Raw genomic sequence first — 21,010 nt, 5'->3', positions numbered from 1 at the left:
CGAGAGAAACGTAGACATTATCTAATCCAAAACCGATAATATCATCGCGACCATCACCGTTGACATCACCAAGCTGACGTGGATATTTGTCAAAGCTACTCCATCCGCCATCATTAACAGTAAAAGCATTGTTCAGAGCTACAGAATACTGACCGAAAGTGCCATCGCTTTGACCGAGAGAAACGTAGACATTATCTAATCCAAAACCGATAATATCATCGCGACCATCGCCGTTGACATCACCAAGTTGACGTGGATATTTGTCAAAGCTACTCCATCCGCCATCATTGACAGTAAAACCATTGTCCAAAGCTACAGAATACTGACCGAAAGTGCCATCGCTTTGACCGAGAGAAACGTAGACATTATCTAATCCAAAACCGATAATATCATCGCGACCATCGCCGTTGACATCACCAAGTTGACGTGGATATTTGTCAAAGCTACTCCATCCGCCATCATTGACAGTAAAACCATTGTCCAAAGCTACAGAATACTGACCGAAAGTGCCATCGCTTTGACCGAGAGAAACGTAGACATTATCTAATCCAAAACCGATAATATCATCGCGACCATCGCCGTTGACATCACCAAGTTGACGTGGATATTTGTCAAAGCTACTCCATCCGCCATCATTGACAGTAAAACCATTGTCCAAAGCTACAAAATACTGACCGAAAGTACTCATGATAACGCTCCTTTAATGAATAATCTTGTACGTAGTAAAACCACGTACATATCACTATTCAGTTTTCGGTTTGGGAACTACGCAAATTATTTACAAACTTTTACACGGTAACACCATGACAGATTCTAACTACCAAGCGATGCAAAAGCTAATTAATCAATACCGATCGCATTCAAGGATAGTGAGCATTAAGGATTAGGTATTTTTCCCATTACCCATTTTTCTGAGTTTTAAACACAAATACTATTAATTAAATTATCTCAATGCTAAAATTATCTATCTCTGTAAACTGCATTAATTACAATATCTTTGATACTTAAATAAAGAATTAATAACAGCAATAAAAATTGCTCAATTTGAAGGATTGGATCTAAACGCCAACCTTGAAAAAATAAAATTATTCCACACAATAACATTATTATTGGTGTAAATACTACTTGAATAATGTAAAGGGCTAAAGCCCAACCTGTAAGCCTATTTCCACGTCTGGCTAGCCAAGCTATTGTTAAAATAAAGTAAACAATTGCCAAAAGTACATAAATAATTCCAATTAAACCAGCTAGATTTAATCCAAAATTAACTTGAGCAAAACTAAGCATTAATCAAAAATCCTGCTTAATTAACAACTAAAATTTTAAAATTATTATTAGGTAGATTAAGCTTAGAGGATGGAAGCTTAAAAGTCTTACCGAATGAAAATTGTTGGGTTAAGCAATAGCCAAACCCAACCGATAATTTTTTCTCATCTCTCGTTAGAACCTCTATTTTTTATTACCTGGAGGTGAATTGCGCTGAGTAAGGTTATCAATTTGCAATTGTTGCCGTCCGTTGGTGATAATTCGCAACATCTGCTTGAGATCCTGCTCAATGTTTTCCAAGATGCCATCAGCATAAGCATCAGCACCATCTTCAATTTCTTGAGCCTGAGCGATCGCACTTTGCCTCATTTGCTCTAACTCTTGTTGACAAGCATACCGTTTACGCTCAATTTCGGAGAGAGTTTCTTGCATTATTGCGTCACACTCTTGTTGTACTTGTCGCCGCAGTTGTTCAGCTTCTTGTTTTGCCTGGTGAATAATATCGCTTTCAGCTAAAATTTGCGCTCTTTTTGCTTGTGCGGCCTCAACAACCTGCTGTCCATACTCTTCCGCTTCCAGCAGAATTTCGTCCTTTTGGTTGAGGATAGCTGCTGCTTCTTGAAAAAGCGATGGTAAAGCAAGCCGGATGTAATCAAGCTGATCTAGCAGCTTTTCTTCATCTATGAGAGTCCGTCCTGTCAGAGGAATCCTGAGACTAGAGAGAACCATTTCCTCTAGGCGATTGAGTTCCTCCTGAATATCTATGCTTCCCTCTCCACCGAGATGCTCTTGAGGGGGGGGATTGCTTCCGTTGAGATTGGGTTCAACATTGGAGAGTTCTGATTGTAGCATTGGTATATATCTAGGGCAATGTGTGGGGGAACGAGATGATCGATAGAGCCACCAAACCTTGCAATCTCTTTTACCACACTACTACTTAAAAAACTATATTCATTTGAGGTTGCAAGAAAAACTGTTTCTATTTGAGTAGAAAGAGTTTTATTGGTGTGAGCCATTTGCAGTTCCACTTCAAAATCTGACACAGCCCGTAAACCCCGCAGCAAAACTTGTGCTTGCCGCATTTGGGCATAGTTGACGGTAAGACCATCAAAGCTGTCCACATCTACATTAGGTAGATGTTGTGTAGAAAGGCTGATTTGATCTAGCCGTTGCTGCACACTAAAAAGTGGCATTTTGTTGGGGTTCCGCAGTACAGCGACAATTACCCGCTCAAACAGCCGACTTCCGCGCCCGATGAGGTCAAGGTGTCCCAAAGTGATGGGGTCGAAGCTACCAGGATAAATAGCAATCACAATTTTAGATATATCAAAGTTGTTTAGGTGATTATATCGAAGCTCTTTTGTGTAACTTACTCAAATTTACCATCTTGCGCTCTGAGTTAAAGATGCTAAATTCAATTGTTTTGCTGATACAAGTTATGCTCAATTAGGCGTTAGGAACTATAGCGGTGCAATATAGCCTGAAACTCACCCCGCATTTGAGTCAAGCAAATACTCCCCTCTTCTTAGCAAGGAGAAGCGTTGGGGATGAGGTTGAACAAAACCGCTATAAACTCCTAAATATGGATGCTGGATTTCTATTTGTGTTCCCACGAAATTGTAAAGTACTTAAGTACACTTCCAGCATTCGACACCCAAAAAACTCCGTACTTAGCAAAGTGCGTGGGTAGTTAACGAACTATTCTAGGTAATTTTTCATGGTACTGGATTTTTCCACCTTGCCCTTAGCGTTTCAATTTACTTCTCCAGGACCGATTCTGGTGAAATTAGGGCCACTCAGTATCCGTTGGTATGGCTTATTGATTGCCACAGCAGTGTTAATTGGCGTTATCCTTTCTCAGGAATTGGCAAAGCGTCGTAATGTTAATCCTGAGTTGTTAGGCGATTTATTCTTTTGGTTATTGATTGGGGCGATTCCTGGCGCACGGCTATATTACGTTTTTTTTGAGTGGTCAAAATATGCCCCAACTCCAGGAAAAATCTTTGCTATCTGGGAAGGAGGTATTGCCATTCATGGAGCAATTCTTGGTGGCGTTTTGGCTGCGTTAATCTTTGCCAAAATCAAGCAGGTTTCTTTTTGGCAATTGGCAGATTTAGTAGCGCCTTCGCTGATTTTAGGGCAAGCGATCGGACGTTGGGGTAATTTCTTTAATTCTGAAGCTTTTGGCGATCCGACAAATTTACCCTGGAAGTTGTATATTCCCCCAGATCATCGTCCTTTAGAGTATGCGAGTTTCGATTACTTCCATCCCACCTTCCTCTATGAATCTCTGTGGGATTTAGCGGTGTTTGCATTGCTAATAACGTTGTTTTTCCGATCTTTGTCCGGTAAGCCACGTTTGAGGGTAGGCACGCTGTTTCTAGTTTACTGGCCAGCCTACAGCTTAGGGCGCTTGTGGATTGAAGGTTTTCGCACTGATAGCCTGATGCTAGGGCCGTTACGAATGGCACAAGTAGTCAGTAGTCTAGGAATTTTATTTGGATTACTTGGATTAGCTTGGCTTTACTTACTCAAACGCCCTTTACCTGATGTAGTTCCTACTCCGAAGGGAGATGGGGAGATGAGGGGATGAAGAAGCAAGGGAGGCAGAGGAGGCAGGGGAAGATCAGGAGGATAACCAATGCCCAATGCCCCATGCCCAATGCCCAAAAATAAAAAATGCCCCAGAGTATTCTCTAGGGCTTAACCAGGGTGCATCTACCATTACTCTCTACTAGAGAAAGAGGGTGAATCCGGAAAGATACTGAGAAAATATCAAAAAAATTTTTTGAGGGATTGCTGTGTGTTCTTCTAAAAGTGAAAATTTGAGTTATGAAAAAACACTATATGCCATAGAACCATCTGTGTACATTGTGGGAGCAGGCCCTGGAGATCCTGATTTATTGACGGTAAAGGCGCAGAAATTACTGGCTGTTGCTGATGTGATTTTATTTGCTGATTCTTTAGTACCCGAACAGATTTTAGAACTTTGCCGAAAAGATGCGGAGATAATTAGAACTGCGAATCAGACTTTAGAAGAGATTTTGCTGATTATGATAGATCGGGTGCGATCGCAACACAAATCTCTAGTCCGTCTCCATTCTGGCGATCCTAGTCTCTACAGCGCCATTCACGAGCAAATGCACCTCCTCGCTGAGGCAAATATCCCTTTTGAAGTCATCCCTGGTATCAGTGCCTTTCAAGCCGCAGCCGCTAAACTCAAAGTAGAGTTGACTGTCCCTGGTTTAGTCCAAACCATCATTTTGACGCGGATCAGTGGACGTACAGAAGTCCCCGCCACTGAAGAATTAACCTCTCTAGCGGCACATCAGGCTAGCCTCTGCCTGTATTTAAGTGCGCGTCATGTCGAGAATGCCCAAGCTAAACTACTCGAACATTACCCAGCCGAAACCCCCATTGCAATTTGCTTTCGCATCGGATGGCCTGATGAAAAAATCAAGGTTGTCCCCCTGAATGAAATGGCAGACTGCACTCATAAAGAAAAACTAATTCGCACTACACTTTATATAATCAGTCCAGCCCTCTCGGCAAATAAAGGACGATCGCGTTTATATCATCCCGAACATAGTCATCTATTTCGCTCATCTCATAACTAAATATTGGGCATGGTGATTAATTCTTCTTTCTTTTCCCTCATGTTCTGTGCGGTTCGATAAACTTAACAGTGTGAATAAAATTCCAAATCCCAATTCGGTATTATGCCATTAATTAAAGTGCAAACTTCTGCATCTGCTCCTCAAAAAGCTGAAATTGAATCAATGCTTTTAAATTTATCAGCTAAGTTAGCAAAACATTTGGGAAAACCAGAATCTTATGTAATGACTGCTTTTGAGCCAGAAATCCCCATGACCTTTGCAGGGAATACAGACCCGGTTTGCTATATTGAAATTAAGAGCGTTGGCACAATGAAACCAGACCAAACCGCAGCAATGAGTCAGGAATTTTGCCAGCAGATTAACCAAACTCTAGGTGTGCCGAAAAATCGAATTTATATAGAATTTGCAGATGCTAAGGGTGCGATGTGGGGCTGGAACGGTACAACCTTTGGGTAATTTCCCTCCTTCTTTGGTCAAGCCTAAGTTAATCTGGCAGGTGTAGGATAGAGATCCTACATCAACTCTTGATTTTTTATGTCTGCTACGCCTCTTGTCTTTCAAGTTGAGTTACACAACCAAGTAAAATCAGAATTAATTCCTCCCCTTCTCGGCGCTTCTCTTGCAGAGTTAACCACTTGGGTACAGCAGCAGGGACAACCTGCTTATAGAGGAAAGCAGCTGCATGAATGGATCTATGACAAGGGAGTGCGATCGCTAGCTGATATTTCAGTTTTCTCCAAGCAATGGCGGAAGGAAGTAGCAGAAATGCCCATTGGACGCTCAACTTTACATTATCGCTCTGAGGCTGCCGATGGCACAGTCAAATATCTTTTACGATTAGCAGACGATCAAATTATTGAAACTGTTGGCATCCCCACCTTTGCAGAAGCGGGAGATGGGCCAAAAGCCCGTTTGACAGTTTGCGTTTCTACTCAGGTAGGTTGCCCAATGGCGTGTGATTTCTGCGCTACTGGTAAAGGTGGCTACAAGCGCAACCTAGCACGGCATGAAATTATCGATCAGGTGTTAACTGTGCAAGAAGATTTTCAGCAACACGGCAGTCGCTACAACGGGGGGAACCCCCGCAACGCGCTGCCTCGGGTTAGCAATGTGGTGTTTATGGGATTAGGTGAACCGTTGTTGAATACTGAGAATGTCCTAGCGGCGCTGAAATCCCTGAATCAAGATGTCGGTATTGGGCAGCGATCGCTTACAGTTTCTACAGTTGGTATTCGCGATCGCATTCGTCAGTTCGCGCAAAACAATTTGCAAATCACGCTTGCTGTGAGTCTCCACGCACCCAACCAAGCACTGCGGGAAAAACTCATCCCTAGCGCCCGCGCCTATCCTCTCGAAGATTTGCTAGCTGAATGTCGAGAATATGTGGAAATTACTGGACGCCGCGTTACCTTTGAATACATACTTCTCGCTGGTGTAAATGATTTACCAGAACATGCATTGGAACTGTCAAAGCGCCTGCGAGGATTCCAAAGTCATGTGAATTTGATTCCTTATAATCCCATCCAAGAAGCAGACTACAAACGCCCCAACCGCGATCGCATTCAAGCATTTGTCAACGTCCTTAAGCAACAAAATACTGCCGTTAGTGTGCGTTATTCCCGTGGTTTAGAAGCTGATGCTGCTTGTGGACAACTCAGAGCAAGTAAGAATTAAACCTTTTCTATTCAATTTTATAAATCAATATAGAACCGCAGATAAACCCAGATATATCCTGAGAATTATCTCTGTTTATCTATGGTGGAAAACCGCCGGAAATCCTTTTGAAACCTACTCGCCGGAGATACATGGATTACGGAAATCCGGTAACTCATCTAAAAAATGTAAATGTATAATTTAATTAAACGGTGACGGTGACTAAAGCTAATGCTTTAGTTAGGTATTTCAAGCCCTTGCATTTATAGCTTTTTCTAATTAGATGAGTTATACCATAGTCTCTTCCTGTCTTGGGGGAGGCGGTTGGGGTGGGGTTCTATACCTATAGGGCAATTATAAATAATGTTGACATTTTAAGGGTTTAGCGATCGCTAAACCCAACGCATAGCAATTGAGGAAATAACTATATGTTAAATCGCTTATTAAGGGTTAAATCATGGCTGCTATTGATTGTACTTGGAAAAGCTTTATCAATTAATTCTCCTGCCTATGCCCAAATAATTCAGACGAATCCTCAGCAACCTGAGTCTTTTCAAGAAAGAATCAGACAACAACAAGAGCAGCAAAATCAGCGAACACAACAGCAATTTAATGAAACATTGCTTAGGCAACAGTTTCAGCAACCACAGCTGCAACAACAACTAAGACTACAACAGCAACAATTTACACAACAACAGCAAGAACTGCTACGCCAGCAACAACAAAGACTACAACAAGAACAACTTAGACAACAATGGCAAAACTTTACACAACAGCAACAACTAAGAATACAACAGCAACAATTCAGACAAGATCAACAAATTAGACAACAGCAACAATTGAGATTACAAGAACAGATACGACAGCAACAATTCCGACAACAGAATAAAAACCTGTGAAATGCTCAAAATTGTTGACGAGTAACTTTATTATTAAAAATTAGAGAATATATTCTCTAATTTTTAATTCTTAATGACTAGCGCTGTGCATAAATACCTGGAGCGTAAGCCTCAATTACTTTGCCGGTGCGAGTGCAACTAATCATCAAATAGTCACAACTAGAGCATTGGGTTCGAGTTAATTGACTATCAGAAATGTAATAGCGTTCAGCTTGGCAGCCGCAATTCGGGCAGTAAATTTTTTGTACTATCTGCATTTTAAAACCCCTGGTTGTAACTATTTTTTATTTGAGATAACTGCCAGTGAAACTAGCAAAAATTTTGATTTGACCCAACTTAACAAATTGTCTTAATATTGGCTGATTATTTTAAACAAAATTTCAGATTTGAAAGATTTACTTTATCTTTATATATTATCCTCACATTTAGGTGATTTTACCCTCCCACTTTAGATACATAAATTGTTTTTGAATTCAATACTGCTTAGAGATTTACTGATCCCTATGGCAAATGCCTTGAGAGAGACTTATTTGCAGGCATTTCAGAGAAACACAAAAAAAGCCGTTCTTGTATTCAAAAATTAAACACCGAAAAATACTGTATATTTAGTCACAAAATGTCTATCTTAAGATTTAGTTAATATTTACTACAAGATTAATTAAGATTAAAACTAGTGAACTTCTAAAGCAACGGCTTTTTTTGTTCGCAGCAAAACTTCAAAATCCGCTCAAGATTCTTTTAGCGTGTGATTTTTACGCTATCAATTCAGTAATCAAAAGTTAATCCCCCAAACCTACAAGAGTTGAGGAAGAGCTTCTTCCAAGATTACTAAGCATGAAAGTGTCGATCAGGTTTTGACTGTGCAAGAAGATTTTTAGCAACGGGTTAGCAATGTAGTGTTTATATGGTGAAGTGTTACGAAGTACTAACACAAGTTACGGGTTATTAACCTTTAAGAGATAACTAGTCACTTGGGTTAAATATGGCATAAGTAGCTTTTCCCTGCCTTTTAGCTCGGTACATAGCAATATCAGCATCTCGCAGCAGAGTTGCCGGCTCCTCATAATTACTAAAATTCCAAGTAATACCAATGCTAGCTGTAGCAGATAATTGATATCCATTCAGGTTAATTGGCAATCGTAAGGCGTCTTGAATCCGTTTAGCAACATTGGTAGCGTCGGTAATATCTTTAATATCCTCTAAAAGAACTGTAAACTCATCACCACCAAATCGTGCTACAGTATCGCCACCCCGTAAGCACGACTCTAAACGTCTAGCGATCGCTACTAAAAAATCGTCGCCTATTCCATGCCCAAAGCGATCGTTAATCTCCTTAAAGCCATCTAAATCTAAAAATAAAACTGCAAAATAATAATCATTTCTGCGTTTGCTACGTTCAATTGTTTGTCTGAGTCGATCTAAAAATAAAACCCGATTCGGTAATTCTGTAAGCCCATCATAAAAGGCATTGCGGATCAGTTGCGCCTCTGTCTGCTTGCGTTTGGTAATGTCTTGAAAAACTAAAACTGCGCCAGTAACATTGCCATTTTGATCGCGGATGGGTGCAACATTATCCCCAATCGCTATTTCTTTGCTATCTTTGGTAATCAATGCACAGTTTTCTGGTAAATTGAAAATTTCACCTGATTTTATTACGTATCTAGCTAAATTTTCAATTCTTTCTCCTACATCTTTGTCAACTAAACTAACTACTTCTGTTAAATCTTTTCCAAATGCTTCACTTTGCTTCCAACCAGTGATTTGTTCTGCCTTAGTATTCATCATTTGAATACAACCATTAGCATAAGTCACAATCACTGCACAGCCCATACTATTGATAATTGCCGCCAGCCTCTGTTTTTCTTCGTATAATATCTTTTTGCTCTGATGTTTGTACAGAGCCATTTCAATTGTTAAATGTAAATCACTTTCAAGGAATGGTTTGACTATGTAACTAAAAGCTTCATTTAGCTGATTTTTTTGTAACTTTTTATATTCCGAACTTTCTGTTAGATATACTACAGGTACATGGAAATTATTCTGGATAATATCTGCTACGTTTATACCATCAATTTCTCCAGATAGGCAAATATCAATTAACACTAAATGTGGATGAGTTTCTGCTACCTTTTTTATTGCCTCTTCACCAGATTTATTTATTTCTGAAACTGAATAACCTAATTTTTGTAAACTATTTCTAATATTTGAGGCTAGGATTTTCTCATCCTCAACAACTAGGATTTTGCGGGCGAACATGTTATAACAACCTGTTTGCTAAGGTTAAGATTTTTGCTGTGAGTATCAACTCATATAAAATTTCATTATCTTATCATAAACAATTTCTAGCTATTTTGCCTTCTTGTTTGATATAAATACTTAGTCACGATCAAATGACATCATTTTATAAAGCTCCAATAATTTATGTATTTATCAAAGCTAATTTTGATTATTTAATACGGCTAATATCAAGCTATTAACATCAAGCATAAATTCTTATGTAATTAATAGCAATCAAAAAGCAATTTTCATAAATTATGTAATAATTTTTACGAACAAAATAAATACCGCGTATAGTATTTATGTATAAATTAATCAAGACAAAAAAACATCAAATAACAACATAGTACTTTTATGTAAATGAAAATAATATAGTATGTTATTATTAATATAATAGTAAATACTCACTATAATATTGCTAAAAATTAATCATCGTCTGGAATTAAAAACTTTAATTCCGCTTTGTCTGCAAATAGTTTTTCTCTCAGTCGGTGTCTAAATTACCGTCTGAAACTGTCTTAAATTTTAAATGGCAAGTGAAGTAGTATTATTTAAAACCATTGATAGCACTTTTTGTACAGATAGGGTACAGAAAAAAATAATTAACCATAGATGAACGTATATACTCGTAGGGATGCACGGATGCACATCTTTACATTGGTGTAAATTTAAACATAGGTTAACTGTTGGCTGACTCACCCGCCTGGAACTTTAGTTCCAGGCTAATAGCTAAAGTCTACTGAAGTAGACTAAAGATTTTTGGGTGTTATTTAGTCATCAACAATAGATATTGAGAAAAGAACACCTTTTGTGCTTTAGAAATTGGACTTACTTTTAGTTACTTCAATGCTAATTTTGCCACCAAAGTCTGGAATAGGTGCAGAAGGTTTGCTCAAAATGACTTGAACTTGTGTTACACGATCGCATTTTCGGAGAATAGAATCTGCGATCGTTGTTACCAATTTCTCCACCAAAGCAAACTTAGACGTTTTGACCAGATGTTGTATCAAGCTAATGACGCTGCGATAATCTAAAGTGTCTTCGATCGCGTCAGTCTTGGCCGCTGTGGAAATATCCAACCACAATCTCACATCCACCTCAAACCATTGTCCTAGCACCTGTTCTTCTGGCAGATATCCAGTGTAGCCATAGCAGCGAATTCCCGTTAAATGAATGCAGTCCATAAATGTTTGAGAGCAAATTGTGCATTTTATAAAAACTGGGGCAAGTTTGCTTGGAGATTTTCCTTCCCGCAAACTCGCGTGGCTGTATTGGGTTTCATCTTTGCATTTGTCAAATCCCAGATGGATTTTAAATTGATCCCTAGAAAAAATCTAAAATTTAAGATTGTTTTATAGCTATGTTTGATTTGATGCCGATCGCTTATAAAAATGTTAATCAACTTTGGGCTTATATTTTAACAGAGACGCTAAAACGGTTGGGATTGACTTGTGCTATCATTTGTCCTGGATCGCGCTCTACACCCTTAGCGATCGCCTTTGCTCAACAAGCACCTGAGATTGAAGCGATTTCCATTCTCGATGAACGTTCCGCCGCCTTTTTTGCTTTGGGACAAGCTAAAGCAACCGGACTACCTGTGGTACTAGTTTGTACCTCTGGTACAGCAGGAGCAAATTTTTATCCCGCAGTAATTGAAGCCTCATATAGTCGCGTCCCACTGCTGATATTGACTACCGATAGACCTCCAGAATTGCGAGATTGTCACTCTGGGCAAACTGTAGATCAATTGAGATTATATGGAAACTACCCAAATTGGCAAACAGAGTTAGCCTTACCCTCTGCTGATCTGGGAATGCTAGCTTATCTGCGACAAACGATAATTCATAGCTGGGAAAGGGCGCAAACTCCTACAAAGGGGCCAGTACATTTGAATATTCCCTTTCGCGATCCCTTAGCACCTGTTCCTGATGGAACCGACTTAAGTTATTTGCAATCACAGTTTCATCTAGAAGACTTTTTCGCAGGAATAGCAAGCAATACCCCACTCCCCATTCCCCACTCCCTATTCCCCATCCCCCAAGAATGGAAAAAATGCGATCGCGGGATTATTATCGCAGGTGTTGCCCAACCGTCGCAACCAGAAGAGTATTGTAGAGCGATCGCGCACCTTTCCCAAACTCTCAAATGGCCTGTACTAGCTGAGGGACTCTCTCCAGTGAGAAATTATGCCGAACTTAACCCTTATTTAATTTCCACTTATGATTTGATTTTGCGAAATCAGCAACTAGCAAAGCAGCTAGCACCCGAAATGGTGATTCAGGTAGGTGAAATGCCTACAAGTAAAGAATTGCGTAGCTGGATAGATACAACCCAACCGCGACGCTGGGTAATTGATCCTAGTGACCAAAACCTCGACCCTTTGCACGGGAGAACGACGCATTTACGGATATCTGTAGAAAAGATAAAGATAGAGGAGATAAATTTATCTTTATCCTCAGACTATGGAAAGCAATGGTGTGATGCGGAAACTAAGGTTAGGTTAATTGTTGACCAGACGATGGGGAAAATAGATGAAATTATTGAGAGTAAAGCAGCTTGGTTAATTTCTCAGATTTTACCGCCAGAAACGCCTCTATTTATTGCCAATAGTATGCCTGTGCGGGATGTGGAATATTTCTGGAAGCCGAATAATTTAGGAGTGCGATCGCACTTTAACCGGGGTGCAAATGGCATCGATGGCACATTATCCACAGCTTTAGGAATTGCCCATCGCCAGCAAAGTAGTGTAATGTTAACCGGAGATTTAGCTTTGTTGCATGACACAAACGGTTTTTTAATCCGCAATAAATTTGTCGGACATTTAACGATTCTGTTAATCAACAATAATGGCGGTGGTATTTTTGAAATGTTACCCATTGCCAAGTTTGAACCGCCATTTGAAGAGTTTTTCGGTACTCCCCAGGATATTGATTTTGCTCAGTTGTGCGCTACTTATAATGTTCAGCATGAATTGATTATTTCTTGGCAGAAGTTGCAACAAAGATTAAACTCCCTTCCAACTAAGGGGATTCGGGTTTTAGAGTTGCAGACAAATCGCAAAAATGATGCTCAGTGGCGACAGGAAAATTTACGGAACTTTGCCGCAGATATTGTGATTTAACTCTGCCGTTAGATATTACTAAATAGTGAGATGCAAGGTATTAATTTTGCCGAATGTTTTGGTGTCAAAATTATAAAGTGATTTATATAAGCGTTTCAAGTGTTGGTGAACCTTGCAAAATATTAGAGTTAGTAGTATAATAACGCCTCTAGCGAATTTAGCGACAAATGCGACAAAATGCGGAACATAACAATAATAAGAGTGAAGAAGATATTTCGTTTTTAACAACTATTGAAGTAGCTCAACTTCTTCGTGTTCACCAAAGAACTGTACAAAGATGGATATTATCAAACAATCTTAAAGCTACAAAAGTGGGGCCAAGAATTTGGCGGATCAGACAAAAAGACTTAGATAAGTTTTTACAAATAAATAATAGTAAAAAACAAGCATAATAAAATATTAACTCAAATGGCAACAGGAATACCTAGTCGAAATAGTCGTAAAAGTCAAAAACAAAATGTAATTCCTTTTCGTCTGGAATATGAAGGGAAAATTCCTATAGAAGATATATTAAAAATTCCTGTAGCTAAGTTACATCGCATAATCAGTATAGATCAACATCCAAGAAACAGACTCATATATGGAGAGAATTTAAGAGTGCTTAGTTCATTCTTGAACGATGATACTATCGCGGGTAAAGTTAGTCTAATTTATATTGACCCCCCCTATGCAACAGGGAGTAGTTTTGAGTCTCGTCAAAGAGACCATGCTTACCACGACTTAATGGAAGGTGCAGAATATTTAGAGTTTTTACGTCAACGACTGGTTTTACTAAAAGAACTTTTATCAGATGAAGGTTCTATTTATATACATTTAGATGACAAGATGGCTTGTGCTGTCAAAATTATAATGGATGAAATTTTTGGTTCTAAAAACTTTCGCAATTTGATTACAAGAAAAAAATGTAACCCAAAAAACTATACACGTAAACAGTACGGTAATACCGCAGACTACATTCTATTTTACACAAAAACAGATAATTATATATGGAATCAGCCTTTTAACCCTTGGACTGAAACTACTGCAAAGAAAGAGTATCAATATGTTGAAAAGGAGACTGGAAGAGTTTATAAGAAAGTTCCTGTTCATGCACCAGGTGTAAGAAAAGGTGCAACAGGTCAACCCTGGAGAGGAATATTACCTCCTTCAGGTAAACACTGGCAATATACTCCAGAAACTTTAGACGAAATGGATGCACGCGGAGAGATTTACTGGTCACCAACAGGAAACCCAAGAAGAAAAGTTTATTTAGATAATAGCCAGGGTATTTCAGTCCAAGATATTTGGCTTGACTTCAAGGATGCTCACAATCAAAATATTAAAATTACTGGCTATCCAACAGAAAAAAATCCAGATATGATCAAACGAATAATTCTAGCCTCATCTAATGAAGGAGATATTGTGTTAGATGCATTTGCTGGAAGTGGTACTACTGCTGCTGTAGCTGAAGAGTTAGGTAGAAAATGGATAGCTATTGATAATTCTCAACTTGCTATAGCTACAATAGTTCAGCGTTTAGTTAAAGGAACAGAAGTAATGGGTGACTTCATTAACGGAAATAGTTCTGCTAAATATGAACAAAAATGCTTAATAGGTACAAATAGAGTTTTACGAAGCGGTCTAGATTTGTATATTGAAGAAACACCAGAATTAGAGTTTATCTCTGAAAGTGTAATACATGATTGGGATAGCAAACTCAACTTTCAAGCCAATCTAGTGTAAATCTATCATCAAGCATTTTCAGAGTGCATACCATTATTTTGCCACTACCATAGCTTTCTAAACGAGCGTAATCATTCCACATAGATCCTAGTAGTAATCCTGGGCCATCATTCAAAAAAAATACTTTTAAATCAACTTTATAGGTATCAGCATATCTAAGAATATCAGTTGCTTTATCTCGATTTCCACCAGTTCGATCATCTTCTTGAGAACCACCTCTATCAGAATCATAACGAGCAAATCCAACTACCAATGGAGTTCCATCTAATCGAGATATAAAAATATCTGCTGGAGTTTGAGCTTCCCAATTATCCAAAACCTTATCAAGCATTACATCTTTTCCAGCACGAACTGGCCCCTGAATTATATAGTTTTTACCAAATACTCTGTCAAACCATAAGAAAAACGCTTCTGTCAAGTCATAGCCTTTTTGCCCCCGTTTACTCTGTTCTAAAAGAAGAGCCATCAGAGTTTCATCAGGTACAGGACGACTTTGCAAATTTCTTCTAACCTCTTCTAAGCTACGAAATCTATCACCAAAATCATTAATTATATTGGGAATATCACGTTTTTTCTTGGTCATTTCTACTGTCGTATCTGGTGATACATACCTCCGAAATACTCTAAGAAGTTGAATACGTAAAGGATCAGGCTCTTTTGTAACAATTTCGAGTAAATTTGCAGAGCTTGTTGCTTCGTATACCAATTCTATGAAACGCTCCAAAACTTTCTCGTAGAGCATTTTAGCTTCATCTAAAGAATCAGGGTAGAATGGTGAGTCAAATATAGTAATCCACTTAGATGCAGTTCCTTTGTAGCTACTGAATAAAATCAAATGATAATCTCCATTGCTATAATCGATACAATTTTTTAAGTATAAAACACATAACTCTATCTGTTTGAGTGATAATATCTAAATTTTGGCTCAAAGTTCCTTCAGTAATTTCACCAAATAGACGTTTTAACAGTCGGAGGACAAGCGATCGCACTCCTCCACCGCTTTCTGATATACCCGCGTGTCTTCCAGCCTCAGATTTGTAGCTATGAGAATTTTACCGGGTGTGTAGGCGTAGCCCACCGCAGGTATCGCCTTCTCCTCTGCTTCTCTACATGAAATTTACCCTGTTGGTTGACCTTCTAACCACCTTTCCAAATCAGCAAGAGTAGAGAAATCCAACAAAGCATCACTTAAAGCTTCCAACTGTTCCACCGATAACCCTTGAATCTGGGACAGAAGCGCACCAGGAATATTACCCACGCGCCGATTTAATAGTCGTAAAACGATTGTTCTTTCTCCTTCAACCTTTCCTTCAACTTTTCCTTCTTCTCGCCCTTCAACCTTTCCTTCCTCCTTCGCTTCCCGAAGAGCCAGTGGTTCTTCCAAATTTAGTCCCAACATTTCTGCAATCTCCTCTCGACTTAATGTAGAAAACTTATAAACAATAATCGTTGTAATTAAATCAATTATCGCTTGCTCCGATTGTTGCCGTGCTTGCTCCAACAAAAACCGCGCCCCTTCCACTGCTTCTGTTTCAGAAGTAACATTTGTCAGCAACATCAAACCTAATCCCAAAGGTTGTTCTCGCAAATCACCCAACTCATCTAGATAAACCCGTCTAACTTGCCCACTTTCCAGCAAAGCGCGGTGAATCGTTGAGTTAGAAGGTTCCAGACTGCGAGAAGCAAAAATTATTACCCCAAACCAATCATCGTAACGAATAGAGTTGCGGTAGAGAAACAAAAACAATTCGCTGAAAAACCGGTGATATAAGTCTTCGTCCTTCTGAAACTGCACTTCAGCAAAAAAGACGGTTTTGGAAACTGCATTATCGGGAGGTAAAAATACTCCGTCAATCCGAAACGCGGTTTCTTTCACTTCAACCGATTCAAACTGGTAGTTTTCCGCTTCTGGGGGTGGTTCATCTACTAATTCAAACAGCAAACTGGGAAATTGCTTAAATAATTTGTAGAAAATGGTGTGACGTCGCATTTTGATTCCTCCACACCCAGACAATTACCAGATTGTAAAGGCTTGAGACACCAATTTTAGCGTAGGCGTAGCCCACCGCAGGTATCGTATGTCCCTACGTCCGCGATAAAATTCTTGAAGCAACAGCGCACTCCATACCAATGCAAATTAACTGGCAAACAGCCAAAACCTACGAAGACATTCTGTATCAAAAAACTGATGGTATTGCGAAAATCACCATCAACCGTCCCCATAAACGCAATGCTTTTCGTCCCGAAACAGTCTTTGAACTTTACGATGCTTTCTGTAATGCTCGTGAAGATACTACTATTGGTGTCGTCCTATTTACTGGCTATGGCCCACACACTGATGGGAAATATGCCTTCTGTTCTGGTGGCGATCAAAGTGTAAGGGGACATGCGGGTTATGTAGACGATACTGGCATCCCCCGCTTGAATGTGCTGGACTTACAACGCCTGATTCGTTCCATGCCGAAAGTGGTGATTGCTTTAGTAGCTGGATATGCGATCGGTGGCGGACATGTCCTACACTTGATTTGCGACCTTACTATCGCCGCCGATAACGCTATTTTTGGACAGACTGGCCCGAAAGTAGGCAGTTTCGACGGTGGTTTTGGAGCCAGCTATCTCGCCCGCGTTGTGGGACAAAAAAAAGCTAGAGAAATTTGGTTTCTCTGCCGTCAATATGATGCACAACAGGCGCTAGAAATGGGCTTAATTAATTGTGTCGTCCCAGTCGAACAACTAGAAGCAGAAGGTATTCAATGGGCGCAAGAGATTTTAGAAAAAAGTCCGATCGCAATTCGGTGTCTCAAGGCTGCGTTCAATGCTGATTGTGATGGACAAGCTGGTTTACAAGAACTTGCTGGTAATGCCACCCTACTTTACTACATGACAGAAGAAGGGTCTGAGGGCAAACAAGCCTTTCTTGAAAAGCGTCCGCCAGACTTTCGATCTTTTCCTTGGTTACCTTAAAACTGCAAAAATCGCACCCTTTACCAAGGTGCGATTTTTATAGATATCAACGTTTACAGCACTAAAAATTTTAAAAAAATCTTATCTTAAGGAAACTACAAAATCAGTTCAGTAATAATGGATAACTAAATAACAACTGCTTTAGTCTTTACCTGTTCAGATATAGAAGCAGCTATTTCCTCTACAGGAGCAAGAACAGCATTGTCTAAATCTGAGGTTAAGGAATGAGAAGATGTTAAAACTGGGGCTACATCTGGCAAACTCCAAGCATCTTCCAAGGTTTCCCAAGAAGGTGCAAAAGGTGGAAGCGCTAAGGAGCAAGCCTTCCAAGTTGCTTGAACTGGTGCTCCCAATTGCTGACAAGTTCCGCCACGGCGACCCTCTGGCTGATAATGACGGCAATATTTACAGGCAGATGCTAAAAGTTTAATGGGTTTCATTTGGATTCATCTTTAGTGCCGTTTCCGGCTATATTTCATCTTTATATTTTGCTTCTATATATAAAGACAGATAAAAGCCAAAAAACCATTATTTTCTATAGGTTTCAGCGATCCCCACGAAAAAATAAACTTTAGGATATTTTTATATTCTTGTTATATTTTTCAATAATGCCTAGAGTGGTTGCCTATGGGTTTTGGCTAAAACTTATTAGGGATCAAGACTAAAACTAAAGCTTTTGATTTATCTAGCCTTTTAAGTTCATCCTTAAGGATAGCTAAAGGCATATATTTTCAGATAAATAGTCTGCTTTACATACCACATTAGGCATATTTTAGCAGTAAAAAAATATTTTTTCTAAAGAATTAAAATCATATTTATGTGAAGCAGCAAGTTACTTGAGGATAAATTATGTTCAGAGAATAATCGCTAAAGTATTTTGCTTTCAATTTAAAACTGTTTAGCAGCACAGACAGAACAGACTTCCCAGCGCTGGAGTTCGCCCGGTGGCGTGGGAGATTGACACTGGGGACAAAGAGGTAAGCCATGCGATCGCGATCGCATGATCTTCGTCCAACGCCCAAAAGCAGCATTTACATCCTTGGTAGGTGTAACATCAGCGCGGCTAATCTCATCACCAAGATAACTGGGATGCTCATGGGGCGAAACCGTTTGTTGCTGCTTTCTCTCTACCGATGGATTTTGCCAGTTAGCAGTAGAGAAGCGAATATCAATCAAAGGTGTTGGCAAGTTTTTATTCAACTTTAAAAGCAAAGACGAACGGCCAAAAGTCAGATTTTGCGCCCAAGCAGCACTAGAAGTTGCTACCGACAAAACATCACGCTGAATCGACAATGGTCGCGTATTTGCTGCAACCACTGGGCCAACAACTTCTGGCCAAAACTTGAGCAGGCGTTGAAATGGTTGTTCTTGCCATTTAGCCTGCTTTTCTAGAACATCCAAAATATCATTAATTGATTTCAACGACATCGTTAAAAGTGGGGAGTGAGGAGTGGGGAGATGAGGGAGCAGGGGAGACAAGGGGACAAGGTGACTTAGATAACTTGCAACAAGTCTTTCCCCTTGTCCCCAAGTCCTCTTCACCATGCCCCATGCCCCATGCTCAATCTATTTAAATAATTTTCGCTACTATTGTCACAAATATATCTAAAGTTAATTCCAGCAATCTACGTTTGAGGTACAGAGGCCATGACTCAAAACTCCCTGAATGATTCCGGTACTCAATCGTCTAAAACACCTGGCTTGAAACCAGCATTAGCAGCAGCGCTAGCGAGTTTAGAGGTACCGCTAGATCAAGAGTTAGCTCGATACCGACGCACGCGAACTGGTTTGATGGCATCAAAGCAGCCTCGTGTTGCAACTTACATGAACAGTCAATCTCAGCCGTTAACTAGCATCTCTACAACATCGGGTACAACTCAGTCATCAGTCACGGTAATTAAACCTAACGTGTCACCTACATCTGTACCCGTCAATCTTCAGGGAACTTCAGCGCCAGCTACAGCAATTGACGTACCGACAACATCTTCTCTAGCTGTGAATCCTCAAAAGAACCCAGCGTCAACTATGGCAAAAACTGAGGAACTAAATAATTTTAATGTGCCCTCCATCTCTGATTATGTTAAAACACAGACTCCACTTCCCCCGCCACCGCCCAACTTTAGTAGCAGCATCGTGCCAGCAATAATTAAAGATACTAAAAGCCAAAATCTCTTGCAGCCAGATGACACTCCTAAGCACCCAGATGACTATTTAGAATCTAGTGAAGCACTGCTGCGAAGTCTGACAGAAGAACAACTAGAAACCAAAAAACCAAACAATTCTAGCGATAGTCTACTATCACCTATGGGTATCGGCTCGATGTTGCTGCTATTGTTAGCGAGTCTTACCTTGGGTTATGTAGTGTTCAATCCTAAAAGCTTGCCAGAATGGAATTTAAGCAAGTTGTTTAACGGGAACTCATCTTCTGCACCAGAAAATACTCAGGAAGTTGGGAGTAATGTCCAACCTCAGATCCAACCACCAAGCACATCTATACCTAAGTATCCCAATCTAGCTGCCCAAGAATTTCCAGAAGTGAGAGACCCCAATGATGTAGTTGGCTTAAAACCCAAAGTCCAACCAACCGTCCCAGTAGTACCTAATCCAGTCGTTCCCCAAAACCGCGCAAATCCTCAAGCGGCATTGCCTGACCCTAACACAGCCCTAAAAACGACAAATCCGATCGCTTTAGCACCAGTACCGACAGTACAGCCGTTGCCTCCCCTGAATTTGCCTCCCACTTCAACGGCAAAAACCTCACCTAAGCCAATCGCAACCTTACCAAAGCTAGATGCTGAAATCAAACCAGCAACAGATGGGTTCTATCATGTAGTAATAGATAATAAAGATGGGGCTTTAGCATCAGCACGGCAAGTAATTCCCGATGCTTATTTATCACGCAACAAAGAATTAGTTTATTTAGGTGCTTTTAAGACTAAAGAGCAAGTACAACAGCATCTGAAATTGTTACAGGCAAAGGGAATTACGGCACGGGTTCAGCAACCATAAGTTGCAAAAATTTACGATACCATTGAGATAACAGTCCTAAGTCCTGTTAGCGGTAGCGGGGCGTTTAGCCCGTGCTGAATCAATGAGTGCTGAGTGCTGAGTGCTGAGTGGTAGAGACAAAATATTGTTTGTTTACGACCAGACAACGAAAAATATTATACTCAAAAATTTTAGAAATTACGTACACTCTACGAATTCTTTTCTACGAGACGCTGCGCGATGGCGTCTTCTCTACGAGACGCTACGCGTTGGCGGAAGCCTCTGGTAGAGAAGGCGGTTCGATAAATTAAGCTTTTCGGCAATTTTTGCGTAAGTCCTGACTTTAACTAGTCACTTAGCACTCTATAACTATCCTATGACAAAAAATATTATACTTAGGATTTTAACTAAGCACTCAGCACTCTATAACTAATTCAGTACTCAGCAAGGGGTAAACGCCCTGCTAACGCTAACAGCACTTATCATTACTGGGTTTCGTGAAT

21 protein-coding genes are annotated in these 21,010 nt (G+C 39.9%); 10 read left to right on the top strand and 11 right to left on the bottom strand.

Annotated elements, in window-relative coordinates; genetic code table 11:
• The 4 genes from RMY00_RS20705 to coaD all read right to left on the bottom strand — a co-directional run.
• On the bottom strand, window positions 1-688 hold a 688-nt coding region (locus tag RMY00_RS20705; protein WP_322649339.1), incomplete at its 3' end, for a VCBS repeat-containing protein.
• 272 nt (window positions 689-960) lie between these two features.
• Window positions 961-1,287, bottom strand: a complete 327-nt coding sequence (locus tag RMY00_RS20700) for a Ycf66 family protein (protein ID WP_322649338.1) — start codon at window positions 1,285-1,287, stop codon at window positions 961-963.
• A 162-nt stretch (window positions 1,288-1,449) separates the two neighbouring features.
• Window positions 1,450-2,118 carry a DivIVA domain-containing protein gene (locus RMY00_RS20695; RefSeq protein ID WP_322649337.1) on the bottom strand — a complete coding sequence of 223 codons (669 nt, stop codon included), beginning with the start codon at window positions 2,116-2,118 and terminating at the stop codon, window positions 1,450-1,452.
• On the bottom strand, window positions 2,028-2,579 hold the full coding sequence (gene coaD / locus RMY00_RS20690) for a pantetheine-phosphate adenylyltransferase (RefSeq protein ID WP_322649336.1): 552 nt from the start codon (window positions 2,577-2,579) through the stop codon (window positions 2,028-2,030). Before coaD ends, RMY00_RS20695 begins: the two co-directional genes overlap by 91 nt.
• 404 nt (window positions 2,580-2,983) lie before the next feature.
• Between coaD and lgt the strand changes: the two genes are divergently transcribed.
• The 5 genes from lgt to RMY00_RS20665 all read left to right on the top strand — a co-directional run bounded on the left by lgt (window position 2,984) and on the right by RMY00_RS20665 (window position 7,435).
• Entirely contained in the window at window positions 2,984-3,859 is an 876-nt protein-coding gene (lgt, locus tag RMY00_RS20685) for a prolipoprotein diacylglyceryl transferase (RefSeq protein ID WP_322649335.1), read from the top strand.
• Window positions 3,860-4,067: 208 nt separating this feature from the next.
• Complete coding sequence (cobM, locus tag RMY00_RS20680) at window positions 4,068-4,883, top strand: precorrin-4 C(11)-methyltransferase (RefSeq protein WP_322649334.1); 816 nt, start codon at window positions 4,068-4,070, stop codon at window positions 4,881-4,883.
• 102 nt (window positions 4,884-4,985) lie between these two features.
• Window positions 4,986-5,339, top strand: coding sequence for a phenylpyruvate tautomerase MIF-related protein (locus tag RMY00_RS20675; RefSeq protein WP_229553676.1), 354 nt, complete (start codon window positions 4,986-4,988; stop codon window positions 5,337-5,339).
• A 78-nt stretch (window positions 5,340-5,417) separates the two neighbouring features.
• Window positions 5,418-6,557, top strand: coding sequence for a 23S rRNA (adenine(2503)-C(2))-methyltransferase RlmN (gene rlmN / locus RMY00_RS20670; protein WP_322649333.1), 1,140 nt, complete (start codon window positions 5,418-5,420; stop codon window positions 6,555-6,557).
• Window positions 6,558-6,964: 407 nt separating this feature from the next.
• Window positions 6,965-7,435, top strand: a complete 471-nt coding sequence (locus RMY00_RS20665) for a hypothetical protein (RefSeq protein WP_322649332.1) — start codon at window positions 6,965-6,967, stop codon at window positions 7,433-7,435.
• A gap of 77 nt (window positions 7,436-7,512) precedes the next feature.
• Here RMY00_RS20665 and RMY00_RS20660 read toward each other — a convergent pair whose 3' ends face one another.
• From RMY00_RS20660 to folB, 3 genes are all read right to left on the bottom strand, one after another.
• Entirely contained in the window at window positions 7,513-7,692 is a 180-nt protein-coding gene (locus RMY00_RS20660) for a replication restart DNA helicase PriA (protein WP_229553679.1), read from the bottom strand.
• Between the two features lie 706 nt (window positions 7,693-8,398).
• Entirely contained in the window at window positions 8,399-9,691 is a 1,293-nt protein-coding gene (locus tag RMY00_RS20655; RefSeq protein ID WP_322649331.1) for a diguanylate cyclase domain-containing protein, read from the bottom strand.
• Window positions 9,692-10,527: 836 nt separating this feature from the next.
• Window positions 10,528-10,896 (bottom strand): dihydroneopterin aldolase, encoded by a 369-nt coding sequence (gene folB / locus RMY00_RS20650; protein ID WP_322649330.1) that lies wholly within the window; start codon window positions 10,894-10,896, stop codon window positions 10,528-10,530.
• Window positions 10,897-11,072: 176 nt separating this feature from the next.
• On the opposite strand from folB, the gene menD reads away from it, so the two are divergent.
• From menD to RMY00_RS20635, 3 genes are all read left to right on the top strand, one after another.
• On the top strand, window positions 11,073-12,833 hold the full coding sequence (menD, locus tag RMY00_RS20645; RefSeq protein WP_322649329.1) for a 2-succinyl-5-enolpyruvyl-6-hydroxy-3-cyclohexene-1-carboxylic-acid synthase: 1,761 nt from the start codon (window positions 11,073-11,075) through the stop codon (window positions 12,831-12,833).
• A gap of 167 nt (window positions 12,834-13,000) precedes the next feature.
• Complete coding sequence (locus RMY00_RS20640) at window positions 13,001-13,225, top strand: helix-turn-helix domain-containing protein (RefSeq protein WP_322649328.1); 225 nt, start codon at window positions 13,001-13,003, stop codon at window positions 13,223-13,225.
• Window positions 13,226-13,241: 16 nt separating this feature from the next.
• A complete protein-coding gene (locus tag RMY00_RS20635; protein WP_322649327.1) occupies window positions 13,242-14,555 on the top strand; it encodes a site-specific DNA-methyltransferase in 1,314 nt (437 codons plus the stop codon).
• Here RMY00_RS20635 and RMY00_RS20630 read toward each other — a convergent pair.
• A complete protein-coding gene (locus RMY00_RS20630; protein ID WP_322649326.1) occupies window positions 14,530-15,390 on the bottom strand; it encodes a hypothetical protein in 861 nt (286 codons plus the stop codon). The two genes, RMY00_RS20635 and RMY00_RS20630, sit on opposite strands and share 26 nt — an antisense overlap.
• A gap of 282 nt (window positions 15,391-15,672) precedes the next feature.
• Window positions 15,673-16,545 carry an Rpn family recombination-promoting nuclease/putative transposase gene (locus RMY00_RS20625; RefSeq protein WP_322649325.1) on the bottom strand — a complete coding sequence of 291 codons (873 nt, stop codon included), beginning with the start codon at window positions 16,543-16,545 and terminating at the stop codon, window positions 15,673-15,675.
• 140 nt (window positions 16,546-16,685) lie between these two features.
• Between RMY00_RS20625 and menB the strand changes: the two genes are divergently transcribed.
• Window positions 16,686-17,519 (top strand): 1,4-dihydroxy-2-naphthoyl-CoA synthase, encoded by an 834-nt coding sequence (menB, locus tag RMY00_RS20620; protein ID WP_109011247.1) that lies wholly within the window; start codon window positions 16,686-16,688, stop codon window positions 17,517-17,519.
• A 125-nt stretch (window positions 17,520-17,644) separates the two neighbouring features.
• Here menB and RMY00_RS20615 read toward each other — a convergent pair whose 3' ends face one another.
• Both RMY00_RS20615 and RMY00_RS20610 read right to left on the bottom strand, forming a co-directional pair.
• Window positions 17,645-17,959, bottom strand: coding sequence for a hypothetical protein (locus tag RMY00_RS20615; RefSeq protein ID WP_322649324.1), 315 nt, complete (start codon window positions 17,957-17,959; stop codon window positions 17,645-17,647).
• A 448-nt stretch (window positions 17,960-18,407) separates the two neighbouring features.
• Window positions 18,408-18,947 carry a DUF721 domain-containing protein gene (locus tag RMY00_RS20610; protein WP_322649323.1) on the bottom strand — a complete coding sequence of 180 codons (540 nt, stop codon included), beginning with the start codon at window positions 18,945-18,947 and terminating at the stop codon, window positions 18,408-18,410.
• 219 nt (window positions 18,948-19,166) lie between these two features.
• On the opposite strand from RMY00_RS20610, the gene RMY00_RS20605 reads away from it, so the two are divergent.
• Complete coding sequence (locus RMY00_RS20605) at window positions 19,167-20,528, top strand: hypothetical protein (RefSeq protein WP_322649322.1); 1,362 nt, start codon at window positions 19,167-19,169, stop codon at window positions 20,526-20,528.
• Window positions 20,529-21,010: the final 482 nt, after the last annotated feature.

The organism is Nostoc sp. ChiVER01 (assembly GCF_034531155.1).
GTDB lineage: Bacteria > Cyanobacteriota > Cyanobacteriia > Cyanobacteriales > Nostocaceae > Nostoc.
This window is presented reverse-complemented; position numbering and strand designations above follow the sequence as displayed.

Bases quoted from the DNA above. Each gene is read 5' to 3' on its own strand.
- RMY00_RS20700 (WP_322649338.1), bottom strand. From the start codon at position 1,287: ATGCTTAGTTTTGCTCAAGTTAATTTTGGATTAAATCTAGCTGGTTTA.
- RMY00_RS20695 (WP_322649337.1), bottom strand. From the start codon at position 2,118: ATGCTACAATCAGAACTCTCCAATGTTGAACCCAATCTCAACGGAAGC.
- lgt (WP_322649335.1), top strand. From the start codon at position 2,984: ATGGTACTGGATTTTTCCACCTTGCCCTTAGCGTTTCAATTTACTTCT.
- RMY00_RS20675 (WP_229553676.1), top strand. From the start codon at position 4,986: ATGCCATTAATTAAAGTGCAAACTTCTGCATCTGCTCCTCAAAAAGCT.
- rlmN (WP_322649333.1), top strand. From the start codon at position 5,418: ATGTCTGCTACGCCTCTTGTCTTTCAAGTTGAGTTACACAACCAAGTA.
- RMY00_RS20665 (WP_322649332.1), top strand. From the start codon at position 6,965: ATGTTAAATCGCTTATTAAGGGTTAAATCATGGCTGCTATTGATTGTA.
- RMY00_RS20660 (WP_229553679.1), bottom strand. From the start codon at position 7,692: ATGCAGATAGTACAAAAAATTTACTGCCCGAATTGCGGCTGCCAAGCT.
- RMY00_RS20655 (WP_322649331.1), bottom strand. From the start codon at position 9,691: ATGTTCGCCCGCAAAATCCTAGTTGTTGAGGATGAGAAAATCCTAGCC.
- folB (WP_322649330.1), bottom strand. From the start codon at position 10,896: ATGGACTGCATTCATTTAACGGGAATTCGCTGCTATGGCTACACTGGA.
- menD (WP_322649329.1), top strand. From the start codon at position 11,073: ATGTTTGATTTGATGCCGATCGCTTATAAAAATGTTAATCAACTTTGG.
- RMY00_RS20640 (WP_322649328.1), top strand. From the start codon at position 13,001: ATGCGACAAAATGCGGAACATAACAATAATAAGAGTGAAGAAGATATT.
- RMY00_RS20635 (WP_322649327.1), top strand. From the start codon at position 13,242: ATGGCAACAGGAATACCTAGTCGAAATAGTCGTAAAAGTCAAAAACAA.
- RMY00_RS20625 (WP_322649325.1), bottom strand. From the start codon at position 16,545: ATGCGACGTCACACCATTTTCTACAAATTATTTAAGCAATTTCCCAGT.
- menB (WP_109011247.1), top strand. From the start codon at position 16,686: ATGCAAATTAACTGGCAAACAGCCAAAACCTACGAAGACATTCTGTAT.
- RMY00_RS20615 (WP_322649324.1), bottom strand. From the start codon at position 17,959: ATGAAACCCATTAAACTTTTAGCATCTGCCTGTAAATATTGCCGTCAT.
- RMY00_RS20610 (WP_322649323.1), bottom strand. From the start codon at position 18,947: ATGTCGTTGAAATCAATTAATGATATTTTGGATGTTCTAGAAAAGCAG.
- RMY00_RS20605 (WP_322649322.1), top strand. From the start codon at position 19,167: ATGACTCAAAACTCCCTGAATGATTCCGGTACTCAATCGTCTAAAACA.